9 protein-coding genes, 1 tRNA gene and 2 pseudogenes are annotated in these 17143 nt (G+C 64.2%); 4 read left to right on the top strand and 8 right to left on the bottom strand.

The genetic code is table 11. The annotated features are described in order from the left end of the window. Position 1: 1 nt before the first annotated feature. The 4 genes from selB to HZB53_07570 form a co-directional block, all read right to left on the bottom strand. Positions 2-1873 carry a selenocysteine-specific translation elongation factor gene (selB, locus tag HZB53_07585; GenBank protein MBI5877494.1) on the bottom strand — a complete coding sequence of 624 codons (1872 nt, stop codon included), beginning with the start codon at positions 1871-1873 and terminating at the stop codon, positions 2-4. 14 nt (positions 1874-1887) lie between these two features. Then, complete coding sequence (locus tag HZB53_07580) at positions 1888-3111, bottom strand: hypothetical protein (protein MBI5877493.1); 1224 nt, start codon at positions 3109-3111, stop codon at positions 1888-1890. 12 nt (positions 3112-3123) lie between these two features. After that, positions 3124-4557: a L,D-transpeptidase family protein gene (locus HZB53_07575; protein ID MBI5877492.1), complete on the bottom strand. Its 1434-nt coding sequence runs from the start codon at positions 4555-4557 to the stop codon at positions 3124-3126. Positions 4558-4765: 208 nt separating this feature from the next. Then, positions 4766-4841, bottom strand: a tRNA-Trp gene (locus HZB53_07570). Between the two features lie 838 nt (positions 4842-5679). Between HZB53_07570 and HZB53_07565 the strand changes: the two genes are divergently transcribed. Next, positions 5680-6369: an HAD hydrolase-like protein gene (locus tag HZB53_07565; protein ID MBI5877491.1), complete on the top strand. Its 690-nt coding sequence runs from the start codon at positions 5680-5682 to the stop codon at positions 6367-6369. 12 nt (positions 6370-6381) lie between these two features. Here the strand turns inward: HZB53_07565 and HZB53_07560 are convergent, their stop codons facing one another. Further along, positions 6382-7116 (bottom strand): HAD hydrolase-like protein, encoded by a 735-nt coding sequence (locus tag HZB53_07560; protein MBI5877490.1) that lies wholly within the window; start codon positions 7114-7116, stop codon positions 6382-6384. 197 nt (positions 7117-7313) lie between these two features. Between HZB53_07560 and HZB53_07555 the strand changes: the two genes are divergently transcribed. Continuing rightward, a complete protein-coding gene (locus tag HZB53_07555) occupies positions 7314-8402 on the top strand; it encodes a peptidoglycan bridge formation glycyltransferase FemA/FemB family protein (GenBank protein MBI5877489.1) in 1089 nt (362 codons plus the stop codon). A 5-nt stretch (positions 8403-8407) separates the two neighbouring features. On the opposite strand, the gene HZB53_07550 is transcribed toward HZB53_07555, so the two are convergent. Next, on the bottom strand, positions 8408-9409 hold the full coding sequence (locus tag HZB53_07550; GenBank protein MBI5877488.1) for a WYL domain-containing protein: 1002 nt from the start codon (positions 9407-9409) through the stop codon (positions 8408-8410). A 446-nt stretch (positions 9410-9855) separates the two neighbouring features. Between HZB53_07550 and HZB53_07545 the strand changes: the two genes are divergently transcribed. Both HZB53_07545 and HZB53_07540 read left to right on the top strand, forming a co-directional pair. Continuing rightward, positions 9856-11082, top strand: a complete 1227-nt coding sequence (locus tag HZB53_07545; GenBank protein ID MBI5877487.1) for an MFS transporter — start codon at positions 9856-9858, stop codon at positions 11080-11082. 68 nt (positions 11083-11150) lie between these two features. Beyond that, on the top strand, positions 11151-12638 hold the full coding sequence (locus tag HZB53_07540) for a peptidoglycan DD-metalloendopeptidase family protein (GenBank protein MBI5877486.1): 1488 nt from the start codon (positions 11151-11153) through the stop codon (positions 12636-12638). Positions 12639-12905: 267 nt separating this feature from the next. Here HZB53_07540 and HZB53_07535 read toward each other — a convergent pair. Together HZB53_07535 and HZB53_07530 are read right to left on the bottom strand one after the other, a co-directional pair. Then, positions 12906-15465 (bottom strand): annotated as a pseudogene (locus tag HZB53_07535) (GIY-YIG nuclease family protein). Beyond that, a pseudogene (locus HZB53_07530) lies at positions 15458-16882 on the bottom strand (Eco57I restriction-modification methylase domain-containing protein). The pseudogenes HZB53_07535 and HZB53_07530 overlap by 8 nt, the downstream one beginning before the upstream one ends. Positions 16883-17143: the final 261 nt, after the last annotated feature.

The raw sequence follows: 17143 nt of genomic DNA, 5'->3' as shown, positions 1-17143 counted from the left end.
CTTATCCGCGCAGCACGCGCTCGTCACCGACGCGGCGCGTCAGCTTGATATCGTCGAGGTGTTCCATCATCCCCAGTGCGTACTTGCGGCTGGCGTTGAACATGTCGCGCACCTGCGCGACCGTGATCGCGCCGTGTGCGTGCAGGTGCGCGCGAATGCGCTCGACCATTTCGCGGTACGCGCCCGCATCAAAGACGACGCTTTCATTGACCCGCACGATGCGCTCCTGCTCGATCAAGGCGGCCAGCAGATCGGCGCCGGCCATGGCAGCGCATTCGTCGTACGACGGCGGCGCGAAGCGCTCTCGCACCAGCGCGGCCATGACCTGCTTGACTTTGGCCTCCTGCACCGACGTGTACGTCACCGCATGCGATGCCAGCCGCACGCTCGTCGGCGACTCGGCGATGACGCCCTCGCGGGCGGCGCGCGCCGCGGCCAGATCGAAGACGCGCGCCGGCAGGCGCATACGGCTGCGCAGTTCCTCGCGCGGTATGCCGCCGCGCAGCGGGACCTGCCGGTGGTACGCAGCCAGCGCGCTGCGCAGCGTTTCGAGCACGCGCCGCCAGCCCGCCAGCGTCATCAGCGTCTGCTCGTCGAGCGCGATGACCGTGCCGGCTTCCCGCAGGGTGTGCAGGGCGGCCTCGGCTTCGGCGCGCGGCAGGCTCGACTGCTTGAGCGCGTCCTCTGCGGCGACCGGCTCGCTGCGGCTCAGCGTCTCCAGCACGATCTCTTCCGGCGTGCCGTGCGCCAGCCGCGCCAGTCGCTCGACCACCTCCGGCTTGAAGCGGCGGTGCCGCTCCGCCGGGTGCGCGTCCACGATGACGCCGCCGCCCACGGTCAGGCTCGGCGATGGCTGGCGCACGATGAAGCAGTCGTGCGTGGCGAGCGCGGCCGGATCGGCCAGCACCAGTTGCGCCCAGCCTTCCTTGCCGGCCGGCAGTTCCTCGTCGCCGAGCAGCCGCACACGGGTCAGCGTCTGGAACGCGCCGCTGAAAAACTCCAACTCGGCATCGTGGGTCAGCGGCCCGCTCGCCGCCGGCAGCCAGCGCAGCCGCACATCGATCATCTGCGTGGGCGACAGCACGCCGGGACCGGCGACCACGTCGCCGCGCTTCACTTCGTCCGGGCTGACGCCGGTCAGGTTGATCGCCAGCCGGCGGCCGGGCGAGGCGAACTCCACTTTCTCTTTGTGCGACTGCAGGCCGCGAATGCGCGCCTTCAAGCCGGTCGGCTGGATCTCAACCTCCTGCCCGGCGCTGAACGATCCGTCGGCCAGCGTGCCGGTCACAACCGTGCCAAACCCGGCGATGGTGAAGACGCGATCGACCGGCAGGCGCGGCTTGCCCCAGTCGGCGCGCGCGGCCGTCTGCGCCAGCAGCTCGTCGAGCTCGCGCTTGAGCGCGTCGAGTCCCTGGCGGGTGCGCGCGGAGACCGGCACGATGTGCGCGCCGGCCAGCGACGTGCCGGACAGTTCGCGGCGGATGTCCGCGCCGATCAGGGCGAACCATTCGGGGTCGTCGATCAGATCGCTCTTGGTGAGCGCGACGACGGCGGCGTTGACGTGCAGGAGGTCGAGGATCGCAATGTGCTCGCGCGTCTGCGGCATGATGCCCTCGTCGGCTGCGATCACGAGCATAGCCGCGTCGATGCCGCCAACGCCCGCCAGCATGTTCTTGATGAAGTGCTCGTGGCCCGGCACATCCACGACGCTGACGCTTTCGCCGCTCGGCAGCGTGAACCACGCAAAGCCGAGGTCGATCGTCATCGCGCGCTCTTTTTCTTCCTTCAGCCGGTCGGGGTCGATGCCGGTGAGCGCCTTGACGAGCGTCGATTTGCCGTGGTCGACGTGGCCGGCGGTGCCGATAACGCGCATGGCGTGGGGCGCGCCTAGAGGGCGGCGTTCCGGCGGCGCTTGCGCCCGCCGGCGCCGGCTTCCAGCTCGTCGCGCGTGCGCTCGAGCTCGAGCAACTGGCGCTTGGCCTGCTCGCCCCACGCCTCGCGCAGCGCGTGCCAGCGCTCGGCGTGCTCGGCGTCTTCGGCCTCGAGCGCGTCGAGCCGCGCGCCAACCGCGTCGCTCAAGTCGCGCTGCTGCGTGCGGTAGAGGTCGAAGCTCACGAGGTGCTGTTCCCAGTTCTTCTCGTAGTCGGAGCGGTATTCGGCGAGCGCTTCCTTCATGCGCTGCTCGTTGATCTCGATCAGGTGCGCGACGCGCTCCTGGTCGGCGCGCAGCTCCTCGTCGAGCCCCTCGAAGTGCGCCAGCACCCGCCGCGCCTGCTCGTACAGCTCGGCCAGCGGCGGCAGGCCGCCCAGCGTGCCATCCACCTGCCGGCGGTACTCCGCCAGTTCGCCGGAGAACTGCACGAGCTGCTGGCGCAGGTTTTCCTCGTTGCGCCGCAGCGTTTCCAGCATGGTCGCGTGCTCCGCCTTGATGCGCGCCTCGATCTGCTTGAGATCGCCGATCTGGGCGGTCAGCCGCTCGCCCCATTCCTCGAGGAACTGCATGCGCGGCTTGACTTCCACGAGCGCGGCGGACAGTTTCTCGATATCGATTCGCAGCGGCGGGAACAGGTCATTCAGCCGGCGGTCTTCGAGGGCGAGCGTGTCCAGTCGGCGCGCGATGTCGGGCAGCGAGTCCAGCTGCACGCGGATTTCGTGGAGCGCGCGCGTGTCGCGCTCGCGCTCGATGGCGCGCGCCTGCGCCGACTGGTCGAGCGCCTCATGCAGTTGGTGGTCGAACTTGTCGACCAGCGCGTTCGCCTCGGCGCGCGTCTGCGCCAGGTTGGCCTCGATCTGGTCGAACCGGTACAGGCTGGCCTGCATGGTGTTGAGGCGTGTCTCAACCTGCTCGATCTGCCGGCCCTGCGCCGCGCGCAACTGCTGGAGGTTGGACTCGAAGCCGTCCACGCGCGCGGCCGCGTTGTGCGCGGTGGTCACGCGCGTTTCGAGCGATTCGATGCGGCGGCCCAGCCCGACGATCAGCTCTTTCTGCTCGTCGAGCCGCTTTTGCAGATCGGCCATGACGAGCTTTTCTTTGCGGCGCTCTTCGTCGATGAAGCGCAGCGTTTGCAGCGCCTGGGCCAAATCGGCGGGCGTGGTGGTCGGTGAATTCATAACGGGTAGATGCTAGTTGTGGATCGTCACCGGCGTGCCGATGTCGGCCCAGTTGAACAGCGTCTTTGAGTTGGCCGTATCAAGGATCACGCAGCCGAACGAGACGCGCCGCCCCAGAAAGCCCGCCCACAGGATGTTGCCGCTGCGCAGGATCGGCAGCGCATGAATCCCATTTTCGACCGTGCCGGCCCAGTAGATGCCCATCCAGTACGGCATCGAGAGTTTCCAGATATTTGAATACGCCATGGGAATCTTGTCGAGGATCTTGAAGTTGCCCGGGATGGTCGGGCGGCCCGGCTCGCCGGTCGAGATGACCCAGTTGTACACGACCGTCTGGCCCTGATAGACCAGCATGCGTTGAATTTTCAGGTTGACGTCGATCCGCTTCGGCCCGTTCGGCGCCAGCGTCGGCGTCGGCGGGGTCAGCAGGGCGCGCAACTGGGCGGCCTCGCCGCGCGCTTCGATCGCCTCGTTGTCCATGTCGACCGCAGACTGGAACGCTTTGAGCGCGCCGTTCAGGTCATTCCTGGCCTTCAGCGCCGCACCCTGATTGAAGTACGCGCGGTACAGCAGTTCGCGCGTATCCAGATAGCCGGCGTCCGACGCATACACCCTGGCCAGCCACTGCGCCGCGCCGGCCCAGTTGCGCAGGTTGTACTGCTCGATGCCGGCGATGTAGTTGACAAGCACCGTGCGCTCGCCGACGACCTGCGGCTCGTTCGGCTGTATCTCCAACGCCTGGTCAAAGGCCCACAGCGCCCGGGTGGTATCGCCGCTATCCAGCAGGCTGACTGCGTAGTTGAAATACGCGGACACCACTTTCTGTTTCAAGGTTGCATCGGCGGGCTGGAAGACGCGCGCCTGCGCCGCTAGTTGCGCCGCTCGCTGCCAATCTTCCTGCGCCCAAGCGGTGTCAAGCTCCTTGAGCAGCGCAGCGGCGCGGTCCGCGTAGTTTACGGTGGCGGAGGGCTGGGGCGGCGGCGAGGGCCGTGCCGTGGCGGTGGGCGCGCGAGTTGGCGCGGGTGTTTCGGTGGCGGCGGGCGCCGGGGCCGCGGCGGGCGCTGCCGACTGCCAGAGGAACAGTGCGGCGCCGGCGCTAATGGCCGCCATGCACAGGCACAAGGCGATGCTGAACTGGATGATGTATGCTGGCGGCGCCGTTCGGCGCCCGGCGTCCCGCGCGGCCTGCGCGCGATAACGGCGCAGCGCGGCGCGCGCGGCGTCGTTGCGCGGTTCCAGCGTCAGCGCCTGCGAGACGTGCCGCAGCGACTCGCGCGCGTCGTCGCTCTGCGATGCCAGCATCAGCAGCGCGTCCACGTCGTTTGGATCGGCGTCCACCGCGCGGGCGAACGCCGACCGCGCGCCGGCCTGATCGCCGCGCGCCAGCGCCTGCCGCCCGCGTTGCTGCCAATCGCTTGAAGAACCCATCGACTTTGATGTGCTCATCGGATACCCGTTGTGCTGTTCATTGTATCAAAGAGACGCTAAATCCCCAACCGGTGTCGGGCAGTGACGCATCGCTATGTAAAGCCGCGATCAAGCGAGTGATTGCGGCACACACGCGCGCCGCGTCTCACCAGCCGGTCGCCGATCGGGCAAGTGACACAATCGCAGACAATCGAAATGCCCGTGAATTGCTTCGCGGGCATTCGGTTGGCAGGGGAGAAAGGACTTGAACCTTCAACCTTCCATTTTGGAGACGGATGCTCTGCCAGTTGAGCTACTCCCCTATGCGGTTGTTGCTTGAGCGGCAGGTGTACTCCCGATTCTGTTCACTCCGCCATCTGTCTCATGCGCGCCGGTAAGACTTGCGTCTGCGCCTGCACGCCGGTCCCGACTACGCCGCGAAGTGTGACCTCGCCTGGCGTCGGTACTGCGACGGGATCAAATCCGCGCCTCGCGGCCCGGACCTGACCCACCCGCCTTGCTCCCGGCTGGACATTCGCCTAGCCGCTGCCGTTGCCGGCAACGCTGGTGGGCTCTTGCCCCACCTCTTTCAGCCCTCACCCTTGCGGGCGGGGTCCTGTTTGCTGTTGCAGTTGTCGTCGCTCCTTACGGAGCGCCCGCACTTGCTGTTTCGTGCGGCAACCGTGTATGTGGGAGTCGGGAAGTTCCTCTCAGCGGTCGAGCCGCCGAGCGGCGGAACCCTTGCCGTCAAGCAATTGCTATTGTAGTCGCGGTGCGCCGTTTTTGCAAAATTCCATCAGCCGGCATGTTGGTGACCGGGTTTACCCGCAGCCAGTAGGCCGCATGCAATCGGGTATGCCTGAAAAATGCCAGAGCGTCGTGCTGTACCGGTCATGCGTCGACCATGTCGTCATTCCGGCGCAAGCCGGAATCCATGTAATACGCCCATGGCCTGCACGCCTGCTACATGCGGATCTGGATGCCGGCTAACACCATGCCGGCATGACAGATTGGGGCGCTCCGCCAGCATATCGCTATACCCGCGTGCTCACAAGCCTTGCATAGTCCGAACGATTTTGGCATACTCTGTGCAGTAGCGACATCAAACGCATTCCGCGCCGGCACGTTAAGACGCGTCGCGCCCGGCAGCATGGAGCCACAATGACAAATATCCAGTTGGTCGTTTTCGATATCGGCGGCACGACGATGGTGGACAACGGGCAGGTGCCGCGCGCGTTCGAAGAAGTAGTGCGACGGCATGGCATCGCGATGACGCCCGATGAGATCGTGCAGTGGCGCGGCGCGTCAAAGCGCGAGGCAGTCGGATATTTTGTGCGGCGGCATTACGGCGCGGACGACGCGCAGAACGCGGCGCGCATGACGCAGATTTACGGCGACTTCAAGGACCACCTGCGCCACACGTTCGGCGGCGAAGGCGTGCAGGCGATCGCCGGCGCGGCCGAGACGTTCGCGTGGCTGCACGCGCGCGCCATTAAATGTGCGCTGACCTCCGGCTTTGACCGTGACATTGTCCAACTGATACTCGAAGCCCTGCACTGGGATACCGGCGTGCTTGACGCGACGGTGTCGGGCGACGAGGTGCGCCAGGGCCGCCCCGCGCCGTACATGATCTTTCGCGCGATGGAGCAGTGCGCCGTGCTGACCGCGCAGGCGGTGGCGAACGTCGGCGACACGGTGCTGGATATGGAATCGGGCCGCAACGCCGGCGTCGCGCTGAACGTGGCGGTGCTGAGCGGCGCGCACTCGCGCGACAAGCTCGCGAAGTCGCCCCAGACGCATATCGCCAACAGCGTGGCCGACCTGCCGCTCATTATCGCGCCAGGGGCGTAAGCGCGCAGAAGCTCACCGTCTGGGGTGCAGCCCGCGCCGGCGCATCGTCTGATCGCGCGACAGCTCCTCGATCAGCGCCGGCAGTTGCGCGATGTGCTCGACCTCGTGGTAGCCGCCGGGGTTGTTCTCGTCGGCGACGCGCTCGTGTGCCCAGGTGGTGCGGTAGGGAACGTAGACCGCTTCGCCGCCAATCGCCAGCACCGGCAGGATATCAGAGCGCAGCGAGTTGCCGATCATCAGGAAGCGCCCGATATCGATGCCGTGGCGGGCCAGCAGTGCAGAGTACGCCTCCGGCGTCTTGTCGCTGACGATCTCAACGCGTGAGAAATAATCGGCCAGTCCAGAACGCGCGATCTTGCTCTCCTGGTCAATCAACTCGCCTTTGGTGATGATCATTAGTTGGTGCGACTGCGCCAGTCGCGCCACCACGTGCTGCACGCCGTCGAGCAGTTCGACCGGCCAGCGGCGCATGTCGCGCGCGAAGTCGATGATGCGCTGGATCTCTTGCGCGGCGATCTGCCCGCCACTCAACGCGATAGCGGTCTCGACCATCGCCAGCGCAAAGCCCTTGATGCCGTAGCCAAAATCGGCAAAGCCGCGCAGTTCCATTTGGTACAGCGTGTGATCCACCGTATCGACGTCGGCCCACGGCGCCAGCATCTGCCGGAACTGCGCCTGCGTCTCGATGAACATGATCTCGGTGTGCCAGAGCGTGTCGTCGGCGTCGAAGGCGATGATATCAAACATATCAGTAACCAGTCGTCAGTATCCAGTCGTCAGTAGTCAGTAGTCAGTAGTCAAACATCAGTGAACAGTGAACGGTGAACAGTCGGTCGTTGGGATTTGGTATTTGGGATTTGGGACTTGGTGTTTGGGACTTGGTGTTTGGGATTTGATGTATGGTGTTTGGGCTTTGCGATTTGAACCATTATACTCGTGTGCGCATGACGCTCACAGATCGAATCATCACGGACGCGCGCGCATGGGACGCGTTCGCCGGCACTCACCCGCATGGCCACCTGCTGCAGATGTGGGCGTGGGGCGAACTGAAGGCGAAGTACGATTGGGTGCCGGACCGTGTCGCCGTGCTGGATGGCGACCAGTTCGTCGCCGGCGCGCAGGTGCTGTTTCGCCGCCTGCCGGGTGGCCTCGGCGCGATGGGTTACCTGCCCAAGGGGCCGATCATCGCGCCGGATGCGCCCGCGGCGCTGTGGGATGCGCTGTTTGCCGCGCTGAAGACGCTGGCGCGGACGCACTGTGCGCACTTCATCCGCATCGAGCCGGAGTGGGAAGCGGCGCAGGTTCCCGCGCGGCCGGAGCTGCACCCGCAGCCCGACACCACCATTGTGCAGGCGCCCGCGAGCGTCCTGATCGACCTGCGCCCCGCGCCCGACGCGATCCTCGCGCAGATGCACTCGAAGTGGCGCTACAACATCCGGCTGGCCGAGCGCAAGCAGATCAATGTGCGCATCGGCGGTGCGGACGACCTGCCGCTGTTCCAGCGCCTGTCCGAGATCACGGCGCAGCGCGATGGCTTCCCGATCCGCAGCGAGGCGTACTACCGCGCGGCGTACGATCTGTTCGCGGCCGACGGCGCGGTCGCACTGTTCGTCGCCGAGTTCGAAGCGAAGCCGCTGGCGGCGATCATGGTCTTCGTCGCGGGGCCGCTGGCGATCTACCTCTACGGCGCGTCCTCCGACGAGGAACGCAACCGGATGCCGAACCACCTCTTGCAGTGGCGCGCGATGCTCTGGGCGAAGGAGCGCGGCTGCGCGACGTACGACCTGTGGGGCGTGCCGGATCTGCCGGCCGATCTCGACTCGGAAGCGGCGACGCCGCCCGCTGCCGGCGTGCGCGCGACCAAGCTGCCGGTCGGCCTGCTGCGTTTTAAGGAAGGCTTCGGCGGGCGATTGGTGCGCTATGCGGGCGTGTACGACGTGGTCTACAACCCGCTGATCCACCGGCTCGTCAACACACTGATCGAACTGCGCCGCCGTCGCCGCGCGCACGCTGGCGACAGCGCCGGCGACTGAGCCGCTTACTCGTACTGCGCCAGCATCGCCCGCAGTTCCTCGCGCGCCTGCGGCCGCCACTCGGCCGGTGACAGCAGTTCCGCGCCAGGCCCGAGCCAGCGCACCAGCGCCAGCGCCTTCGCGCGGTCGTCCTCTCCGTAGGTCATATGCCATGCGCCGTCGGCCTGCGCGTCAAAGCGGGCGTGCCGGAAATACCAGTCGCTTTGCAGTTGGGCCGCTTGCGCAACCGTCAGCCGGATTTGCACCGGCGACTCCTTCGCCCATTGCGCCATTGCCGGTCGCAGCCACTGTCGTTGCAGCAGAGCGTGAACATCAAACGCGGGGCGTGGCGCGCTTGCGGCGCGCAGGCGCATCGCCCGCACCCGATCGGCCCGCCACAAGCGCCAGCCGCCGCGCGGGCGCGTGGGCGCGCCGACCAGATACCAGCGATCGCGATCCCAGAACAGTCCGACCGGCAGCGCGCTCACATCCTCGCCGTCGTCTCGATAGGGCGAGTGGTAGGCAAACGCGACCGACTGCCCGTCCAGTATCGCGCGCAGGAAGATGTCAGCGGCCTCGCGGCTGCCCGTCTCGTCGCCAGGGCCGGCCGGCTCGGGATGCATGAGGTCGCCGGGCATCGACTCGAAGCCGACGATGCGGCGCGTTTCGGCCAGCACGGCTCGCAGACGCGCCGGCACGGCGGCCAGCAGTTTGCGCTCCGCGCTGTCGATGCCGCCGGCGAACGGCGGCGATGCGAGGCTGCCGAGCAGCGTCAACCCCAGGATGAGCGTGGACGCCTCGTCGCGCGTGAACATGAGCGGCGGCAGGAAGTAGCCCTCCAGCAGCCCGAAGCCGCCGCCAGTGCCCTTCTCCGCAAAGACCGGCACGCCGAGCGCACTCAGCGCATCCATGTCGCGGTAGATGGTGCGGCGCGACACCTCGAAGCGCGCCGCGAGCACGTCGGCGGAGACGGAATCGGTGCTGCGCAGAGCGAGCAGTATGCCGAGAATACGCTCAAAGCGGTTCATGGTTCCTCGCGAAGGGTGGCGACCGGACGTCGCGGACAAGCTCGGTTTTCGATGTTACGGGTGGACACATATTGCCCAGGAATTTGCATCCGCGCTGCAATATGACATACTGCTGTCATATTTGAGCGGGTATCATGCGTGTACGAATTATACAGATTCAATATGAGTATGTCCCCAAAACGGGTGTCGCAAGAGTAGGCGGCATCGCATTGATCTTCGCCCACCCCCCGGCCCCCTCCCAGCTTCGCTGGGAGGGGGAGACAGTTAAAGGGGATTGGCGCGGCGGCAAAGCCGCCGCGCCAATCCCCAATAGTAGTTTCCCCTTCTCTCCCGCACAGCGGGGGAGAGGGGCCAGGGGATGAGGGGGCAAGTATTTCGCTCGCGCCAGTAACAAGGCAACATTGGCAAAACGAAACTGTATTATGCATGTCATGAGGGAGCATGCGATGTCGCAAACGCAGTCGAACGGCTATCGGGCGGTATTCCGCAACGGATCGTTCCGCAACTTCTGGGTCGGCATCTCGATCTCCATCCTAGGCGACGGCATCAGCCGCGTCGCGCTGACCTGGTATGTGTACCAGACGACCGGCGCGCCCGAGGCGCTCGCCCTGCTGAACCTGCTCTATACCGGCCCGGTCGTGGTCGGCGGCCTGCTGGCCGGCTGGCTGCTCGACCGCTTCGGCGCGCGCCGCGTGCTCGTGTGGGACAGCGTCCTGCGCGGTGTGGTCATGCTCGCCATCCCGCTGCTCAACGCCTTTGGCCTGCTCTCGCTCTGGCACATTTACGTGGCAGCGACGGTGCACGGGTTCCTGCTGATGGTGCCGCTCGCTGGCGGCCCCACGCTCGTGCCGCGCCTGGTCTCCAGCGAGCAACTGCCGACCGCCAACGCGCTGGAGCTGCTCTCATTCACGCTCGGCGGCATCGCCGGGCCGCCGCTGGCCGGCTGGCTGATCGGCCAGATCGGCGGGCCGAACGCCATCTGCCTCGATTCGCTCTCCTTCTTCGTGTTTGCGCTGCTGCTGGCCGGCGTGCATCCCGCGCCGCTGGCCGCGCCGAATCAGCCCGGCGGCGCGCGCTACGGCCTGGCGGACGCCTTCCGGTTGCTGCGCGGCAACGCCGTGCTGCTGACCACGACGCTGATGTTCATGGCAGTCAACCTCGGATCTGGCATCCTGGGCGTGCTGCTGCCGGTCTACGCCTCGCGCGATCTGGGCGGCGGCCCGGAACTGTACGGCCTCTTGCTCGGCGCGATGGCGGTCGGGGAGATGGCAAGCTCGGCGCTCGTCGGGGCGCGGGCGTTCCCGCTCCCGCTCGGCTTGCTGATCTGCCTGGCGCAGATGCTGACCGGCGGCGCGATCGCCCTGCTGCTGGCGGCCATCAACCCGTGGTGGACCTGGTTCTGCCTGCTGTTGATCGGCGCGTGCAGCGCGCCGCTGACGATCTGGGCGCAGACGCTGCGCATGCGCATCATCCCCGCCGAACTGCGCGGCCGCACCTTCGCGCTGCTGCGCATGCTAATGCAGGGCGGCGGGCCGCTCGGCGCGGTGATCGCTGGGGTGGCGCTGCCGGCGCTCGGCATTCCAGTACTGATGGCCGTGTCGGCGCTCACGGTCGCCGTGCCGGGTTTCCTCGGCACGCGCGTCGCGCGCATGCGGCACGCCGCTAGCGACTAGCAACTAGTTGCCATCGCCCGTACAAAAGTCGCATTGACATGGCGCGCCGGATGCGCTATGGTGGCGTCATGTTGGGACGCCTACGCGCGCTTGCCGTGACGCTGCTCTGCGCGCTTGCGCTATTGGGCGCGTCGGGCCGCAGCGCGGCGGTCGGTCCGCGCCTGCCGCCGCCGGTTGAGCCGGAGGGCGGCGAGAATGCCGAGCCGCCTCACGATGCGATCGACCCGGCGGCTGAGCAGGCGCTGCAGGACTCTATCCAGCGCAACATCCGGCAGTTGCGCGCGCGCGGGGTGCTGCCGGCGGCCGCTTCCGCGCAAGCGGTGCTGTATGGCTGGCCGGTGCGGCTCAGGCCGGGCATCACCGACTACGCCGGCTTCTATGTCTCGGCCTTCTCCGATCACAACGCTGCGGGCAGCGCCTGGCTGGACTACAACAGCGGCACGCGCACCTATGACAGCCATCGCGGCACCGACATTGCGCTCTGGCCGTACAGTTGGAACAAGTTTCAGGCCGGCGATGTGCAGATCGTGGCCGCCGCCGACGGTGTCATTCTCGACCGGCAGAGCCAAACCGTGGTCGACGATCACTGTCTCACCAGCACCGATAACACGCTCGGCAACTACATCGTGCTGCAGCATGCCGACGGGTGGATCACGATCTACGGCCACATGCGCTACAACTCGCTGACCGCCAAAGGTGTGGGGCAAACGGTCACGCTGGGCGAGGTTATCGGCGCCGTCGGCAGTTCCGGCAACTCGTCCGGACCGCATCTGCATTTCGAGGTCCGCACGGCGCTGGGCGCGTCCACGCTGTGGACCGATCCATACACCGGATCGGCGAACCCGGCCGCCTCCCACTGGCTGAGCCAGCGGCCATATTACGATTCCGCGATCAACAAGCTCGCCACCAGCACCGCCCTGCCGCAGTCCGAAAGCTGCCTGCCCACGGTGACCAACATCCAGGACAGCTTTGCCCTGCCGGCGCATGTGGCATTTCAGGTCTATTACCGCGACTATCAGGGCGCGCTGCCGACGCTGTTTACCATCGCCGACCCCAACGGCGGCATCTTCCAGTCGTGGAGCTACAGCGACAACAACACGACGTTCGCGCCGGCCGCCGGCCGCTACTGGTCGTTCGATATTCCGGCCAACGCCGTGCCCGGCACCTGGCGTTTTCAGGTGCAGTATAACGGCCAGGCGTATGAGACCGACTTCAACGTCGGCGCGTCGCTCGCGCTGACCGTGGGCAGCCCCAACGGCAGCGAGCAGTGGGACGTGCAGGTTTCGCACCCGATCACCTGGACCGACAACTTCGGCAACGACGTGAGCATTGCGCTCTACCGCAACGGCGTGTTCAGCGCCACGCTGGCCAGCGCTGCGCCAAGCAGCGGCCGCCTCGACTGGCTGCCGGGCGCCGCCGTGGCGACGGGGGCGGGCTACGCCATCCGCGTCACGAGCCTCACGACCCCGGCGGTGTTCGACCAGAGCGATGCGACCTTTGCGCTGCTGCCAACCACGCTCACGCGCCGGCTGTACCTGCCGGGCATTCTGCGCTGAGCGGCTACACCCATTGTCACTTTGAGGTCGCGCTGCCCCCTGCCATTTCGAAGCGGCGTCCCCCCACTGTCATTTCGAAGCGGCGGAGCCGCTGAGAAATCTTCCCTCCGCGCCGTCGAGATTTGTCCGTCGCTGCGCGCCGTCGAAATGACAGATGCGGCGTCCTCCCACTGTCATTTCGAAGCGGCGGAGCCGCTGAGAAATCTTTCCCCTGCCGTGCTGGCAAGATTTCTCCGGCACTGTGTGCCGTCGAAATGACAGCCCCAGCTAGCCGCTCGTCTCGTATGTCTCGGCTTCCTCGTTGACGAACGTCGCCGCGTAATCCTTACGGCTGAGTACCGTATCGTACAGGCCGACCGCTTCATCATCGCTGTGCTTGTTGATGCCAGTGTATTCCAGGCTGGCGTCTTCGTACCGTTTGAACTTATACACGGCGTCGTTCATCAGGGCGCTGTTGAATACGTTGAGGCTGACGAGCAATTCAAAATCCTTGACCGTCAATCCGGTGACGCGCTTGAAAAGCCGAGGTTCAAGCTTGGTGACCACGTCGCGCAGGGTGTGCTCGCGGTAGTCGGTCAGGTACATGAAGATGGGTATGCGGGTGGCGAATTTAATGAGCTTGTCTTGTATCATCTTGCGCTTGCTCTTGTATTCCTTCTCGGCCTCGCTGAGCTCGCGCTTTTCCTTTTCGGACAGCGCCTTGTCGTTCGCCTCTTTGCGCGCTTTCTTCACCGCTTCGGATTTGTTGATGATCGCTTCGATATCCTGATTGAGCGAGCGGAACGCCTCGATGCTCATTAGGGCGTTCATCGCGGCCTCGCTGGCCATCAAGCGCCGGAGCGTTTCGTTATCCACGTTGACCAGCAGGGCGCTCTCCCAGCGCCGCGCCAGCAGCGTCGCGGTGGTGCCGCTCATGGCGATGTCCAGCACGCCTGCCGCGTCAACCTGCTTCATCGAACTGCCGTCGTACGCCAGCACTGGCAGGAAATTGATGAACTCGGCGACTTTGGCTTCGGGACTGGTCTTTTCGTCCACATTGAGGCGGCTGGCATATTCGGCGATCTGGCGCAGGGCGCGGTCGGGCGCGAAGTCAAAGACATAGCACTCGCGTTTGATGATCTCTTCCGCGTTGGGATGCGCGCCATCGGGGTTCTTGACTGTCCAGGGCAACTGGACGCGGAACGCCGCCTGAAAGTAGGTCTCGGGACTGGACGAGTTGCGGAGCATGAAGATGCCCGTCCACGGTTTGACCGTGACGCCGGTGGTCAGCTTGCCGCAGGATAGCGTAATCGTCTTGCTCGCGAGCGGGTCGCTCATCGCGTTCTGCACCGGCCCCAGTGCATCCACTCCGATGCCGGCCTCCGCGCCCGCCGCGACGATTACCTTGTAGTCGTGATAGAACTTGTTTTGCCGTTGGTCGAGCAGGTTTTTCATTGCGTGGCAGGCGGCCACGCTTGGCAAGAACCAGAACGTGTGCGACAGCACCCTGAGCAGGGGCGCATGCGAGAACGGCAGGGGCGGCTTGCGCCCCTTGTTTGAGGTTGTCCACCGTCGTTTCCATGAACGCGCCGCGAATCAAGTCCAGCCATTTTTGTACTTCGTCTTCATATTTGAAGCGCGCCGACTTGCCCTTACCGTCGGCGGCGAAGAAGACGTTCAGATCGAACTCGTTGAATTCGCCCTGCTGGGCGATCTCGCGAATGGAATCGGGCAGTTGGTAGGTGAGCAGAACCATGCGCGGGAGCATGGCATACGGATTGTCCGCGCCTTTCCAGGCAGTTTTCGCGCGCTGCTCATCCGAATACGTCCAGTTGAAGATCTGCTCTTCGATGAACTCGCCCGAGGCGATGGCGCGGAACGGCGTGCCCGACAGATAGAGATAGGCGTCGGCGCTGATGGGCAGAAAGTCTTCGATCTCATCGGTCGTCTCTTTCAAAAACTCCGCGCCCTGACCTTTGGCGTACTTGATTTCGGCTTCATCTTCCGCATCGAACAGGTCTTTGGCTTTATCGCGCCACGCGCCGTAGTGGTATTCGTCCAGGATCACGCAGTCCCAATGCGTGGCGTGCACCCATTCGTTCTTCGTCTTGATGCCGCCCGTGGCGGGATTGCGGCCGAGATAGTCCTGAAATGAGCCAAAACAGACAAACGGCTTGCGCATGTCCGCGTCTTCATACTTTAGGCCGCCCGGCTTGATGAACTGCCAGCCCTTGAAGTCCACATGGCTCAGCAGGTCGCTCTCCCACGCGCTTTGCACGGCCGGCTTGAAGGTCAGCACCAGCACCTTCTTCCAACCCATTTTCTTGGCCAACTGGTAGGACGCGAACGTCTTGCCGAAGCGCATCTTGGCGTTCCAAAGGAAGTGCGGCGTCTTGCCTTTGTTGTCTTTGTCTTTGCGGAATTCGGTGAAGTAGTCGGCGGTCTGTTTTACCGCGTCGCGCTGCTCGGGGCGCATCGCGAAGTCCTGGTCGCGGCTCCCGTCGCTCAACTCGCCGCGCTGGAGAGTGAGCACCGCGGCGCGCACCTCCTGCGCGTGACACGCGAACCACTCGCCATCGGGGTTGACGATTCCCCGCTCGCGCAGCAGGCGATGCAACTCATGGTCGGTAAAGACCGTGCCATCGTTGCGCATGGCCGATTCTTCCAGCACGATGCGGTACGGCGGCTCGCCGGGGCGCACGGTCGGGTACTGCGCCGCCACGCGCTCTTGCACGCTCTTGGTGGTGTAGCCGACCTTGAGCAATCCCCTATACTGCGGGTTCGTGTCTTCGTAAGCGTAAACCTGCGGCGACGCTGCCGGGCGCGGCGGGAAGAAGGCGTTACTCATCGTCGCCTTTTCCCATCGGGCGAATCGCGAACTCAATATATGAGATTTCGCTTTTGGTTAGGCCATATTTCTTGTAGAGCACTTCATCAGTCCAGGTGCGATCCCATGATTGCTGAGGAACCCACGTGTACGTCGAGCGGGTAGCGTGCTGGGTAATCTTGCGCAGCGAGACAAGAAATCAGAAGAAACGTGTGTGCAAATAGCTATTGACGCTTTGGGCGGCTTTAGCAGATCCAATGTAGAAAAACAGGAATGATTGGGTGCATGCCGATGGCGAAGCGGCTATGAGTGGTTGACCTAGCACCGGGTCCAGTAGTCGTTGTCCGCCATCCGATCCCGCCTGTGGGATCATTACTTTCCAAGTGTCGATGAGGTGCGCACTCTTGTCAATGTCCTTACGATTAATCCAGCCAACGTATCGCTTGCCCTTTCGGATATAGTGAAGCGCGACATCGTTTGGCCCGCGTTTGTCATGGAAACCGTCAAAGTTTGATGTCCAGCCAAACTCCTTGTCCACAGACAGGATTTCGATTATAGACGTCTCACCCTTGCTTCGGACTTTACGCAGGATGTCGAGGGCGCGGCTATCACGAACAAAAACGTCGTAGTCGCCCAAGTTCCGATTCACCGGCCCGACCACATCATCGCCGCGTATCGTGGTGACCGCACAATCACCTTCCGTGTCGCGATCCCACAAGAAACAGCAAACGCCGCCTTTCACTTCCACACCGGGGAATATGTCACTTGCAACTGGGTAATCCACCAATTTGCGGATTCGTCGATCTTCCAACATAGAGCGGCGAAACTCGGACAGACCAAGTCCACTGGCCATCCAACGAGAAGGAATAATCATCGCCAGAAAGCGAGGATTTAGTTTCTTTGCCTGATTTACAAACTTGTTATAAATGGGAACATCGCGAGTACCGCCTGCTGCGCCCAATTGGTACGGCGGGTTACCGATAATGACATCGAATTTCATTTTGAAAATCTCCTCGGGCTTCTCGGCGTGAATGAATTGGTAGGCGTGTGATTCCAGCGCCGAGTCGCGGTCGTACTCCTGCTCGCTGGCCCCGCAATACGTGCAGCGCCCGTCCTTCCAGGCATGCTCCACCCGCTTGAACCGAATATGGCCATCGTCCGAATCGAATCCTTCACACACCGAGTACGGACCATTGGCAAGCTTCGAACAGTACACACTGCGGCGCGACAGCAAGGCGGTCAGATCGGTAATCGCAATGCCGTAGAGTTGCTTGGTGAATATATGATTGATCCGCTTCTGCCGGCTCGGAATCTCCGACTCCAGGCCGGACATCAACCGCTTGGCGATCTCACGCAGGAAGACGCCGGTCTTGCACGCCGGGTCAAGGAACGTCGCGTGCTTGTTGCGCCAGATACTGGCCGGCAGCAGATCGAGCATCTGATTGACGATGCCGGGCGGGGTGAACACCTCGTCGTTATTCAGGTTGGCCAGACAGGTGAGCACATCGGGGTTGTAGCTGTTAATCACGCTGTTTTAATGCTCTTTTCGCGCCCCGTTCATTAGACTCTATTCAAAATAAGGTATCCTACTATGCATGTTGAGTTACGAGACGCTCAAAAGGAACCCTAAAGATTTTCTGACACTGACCGGGCTAACGCGTCGCGAGTTTGATGAACTCGTGGTTGTTTTTGCGTTGTG

It is taken from the genome of Chloroflexota bacterium, from assembly GCA_016235055.1.
Lineage (GTDB): Bacteria > Chloroflexota > Anaerolineae > JACRMK01 > JACRMK01 > JACRMK01.
This window is presented reverse-complemented; position numbering and strand designations above follow the sequence as displayed.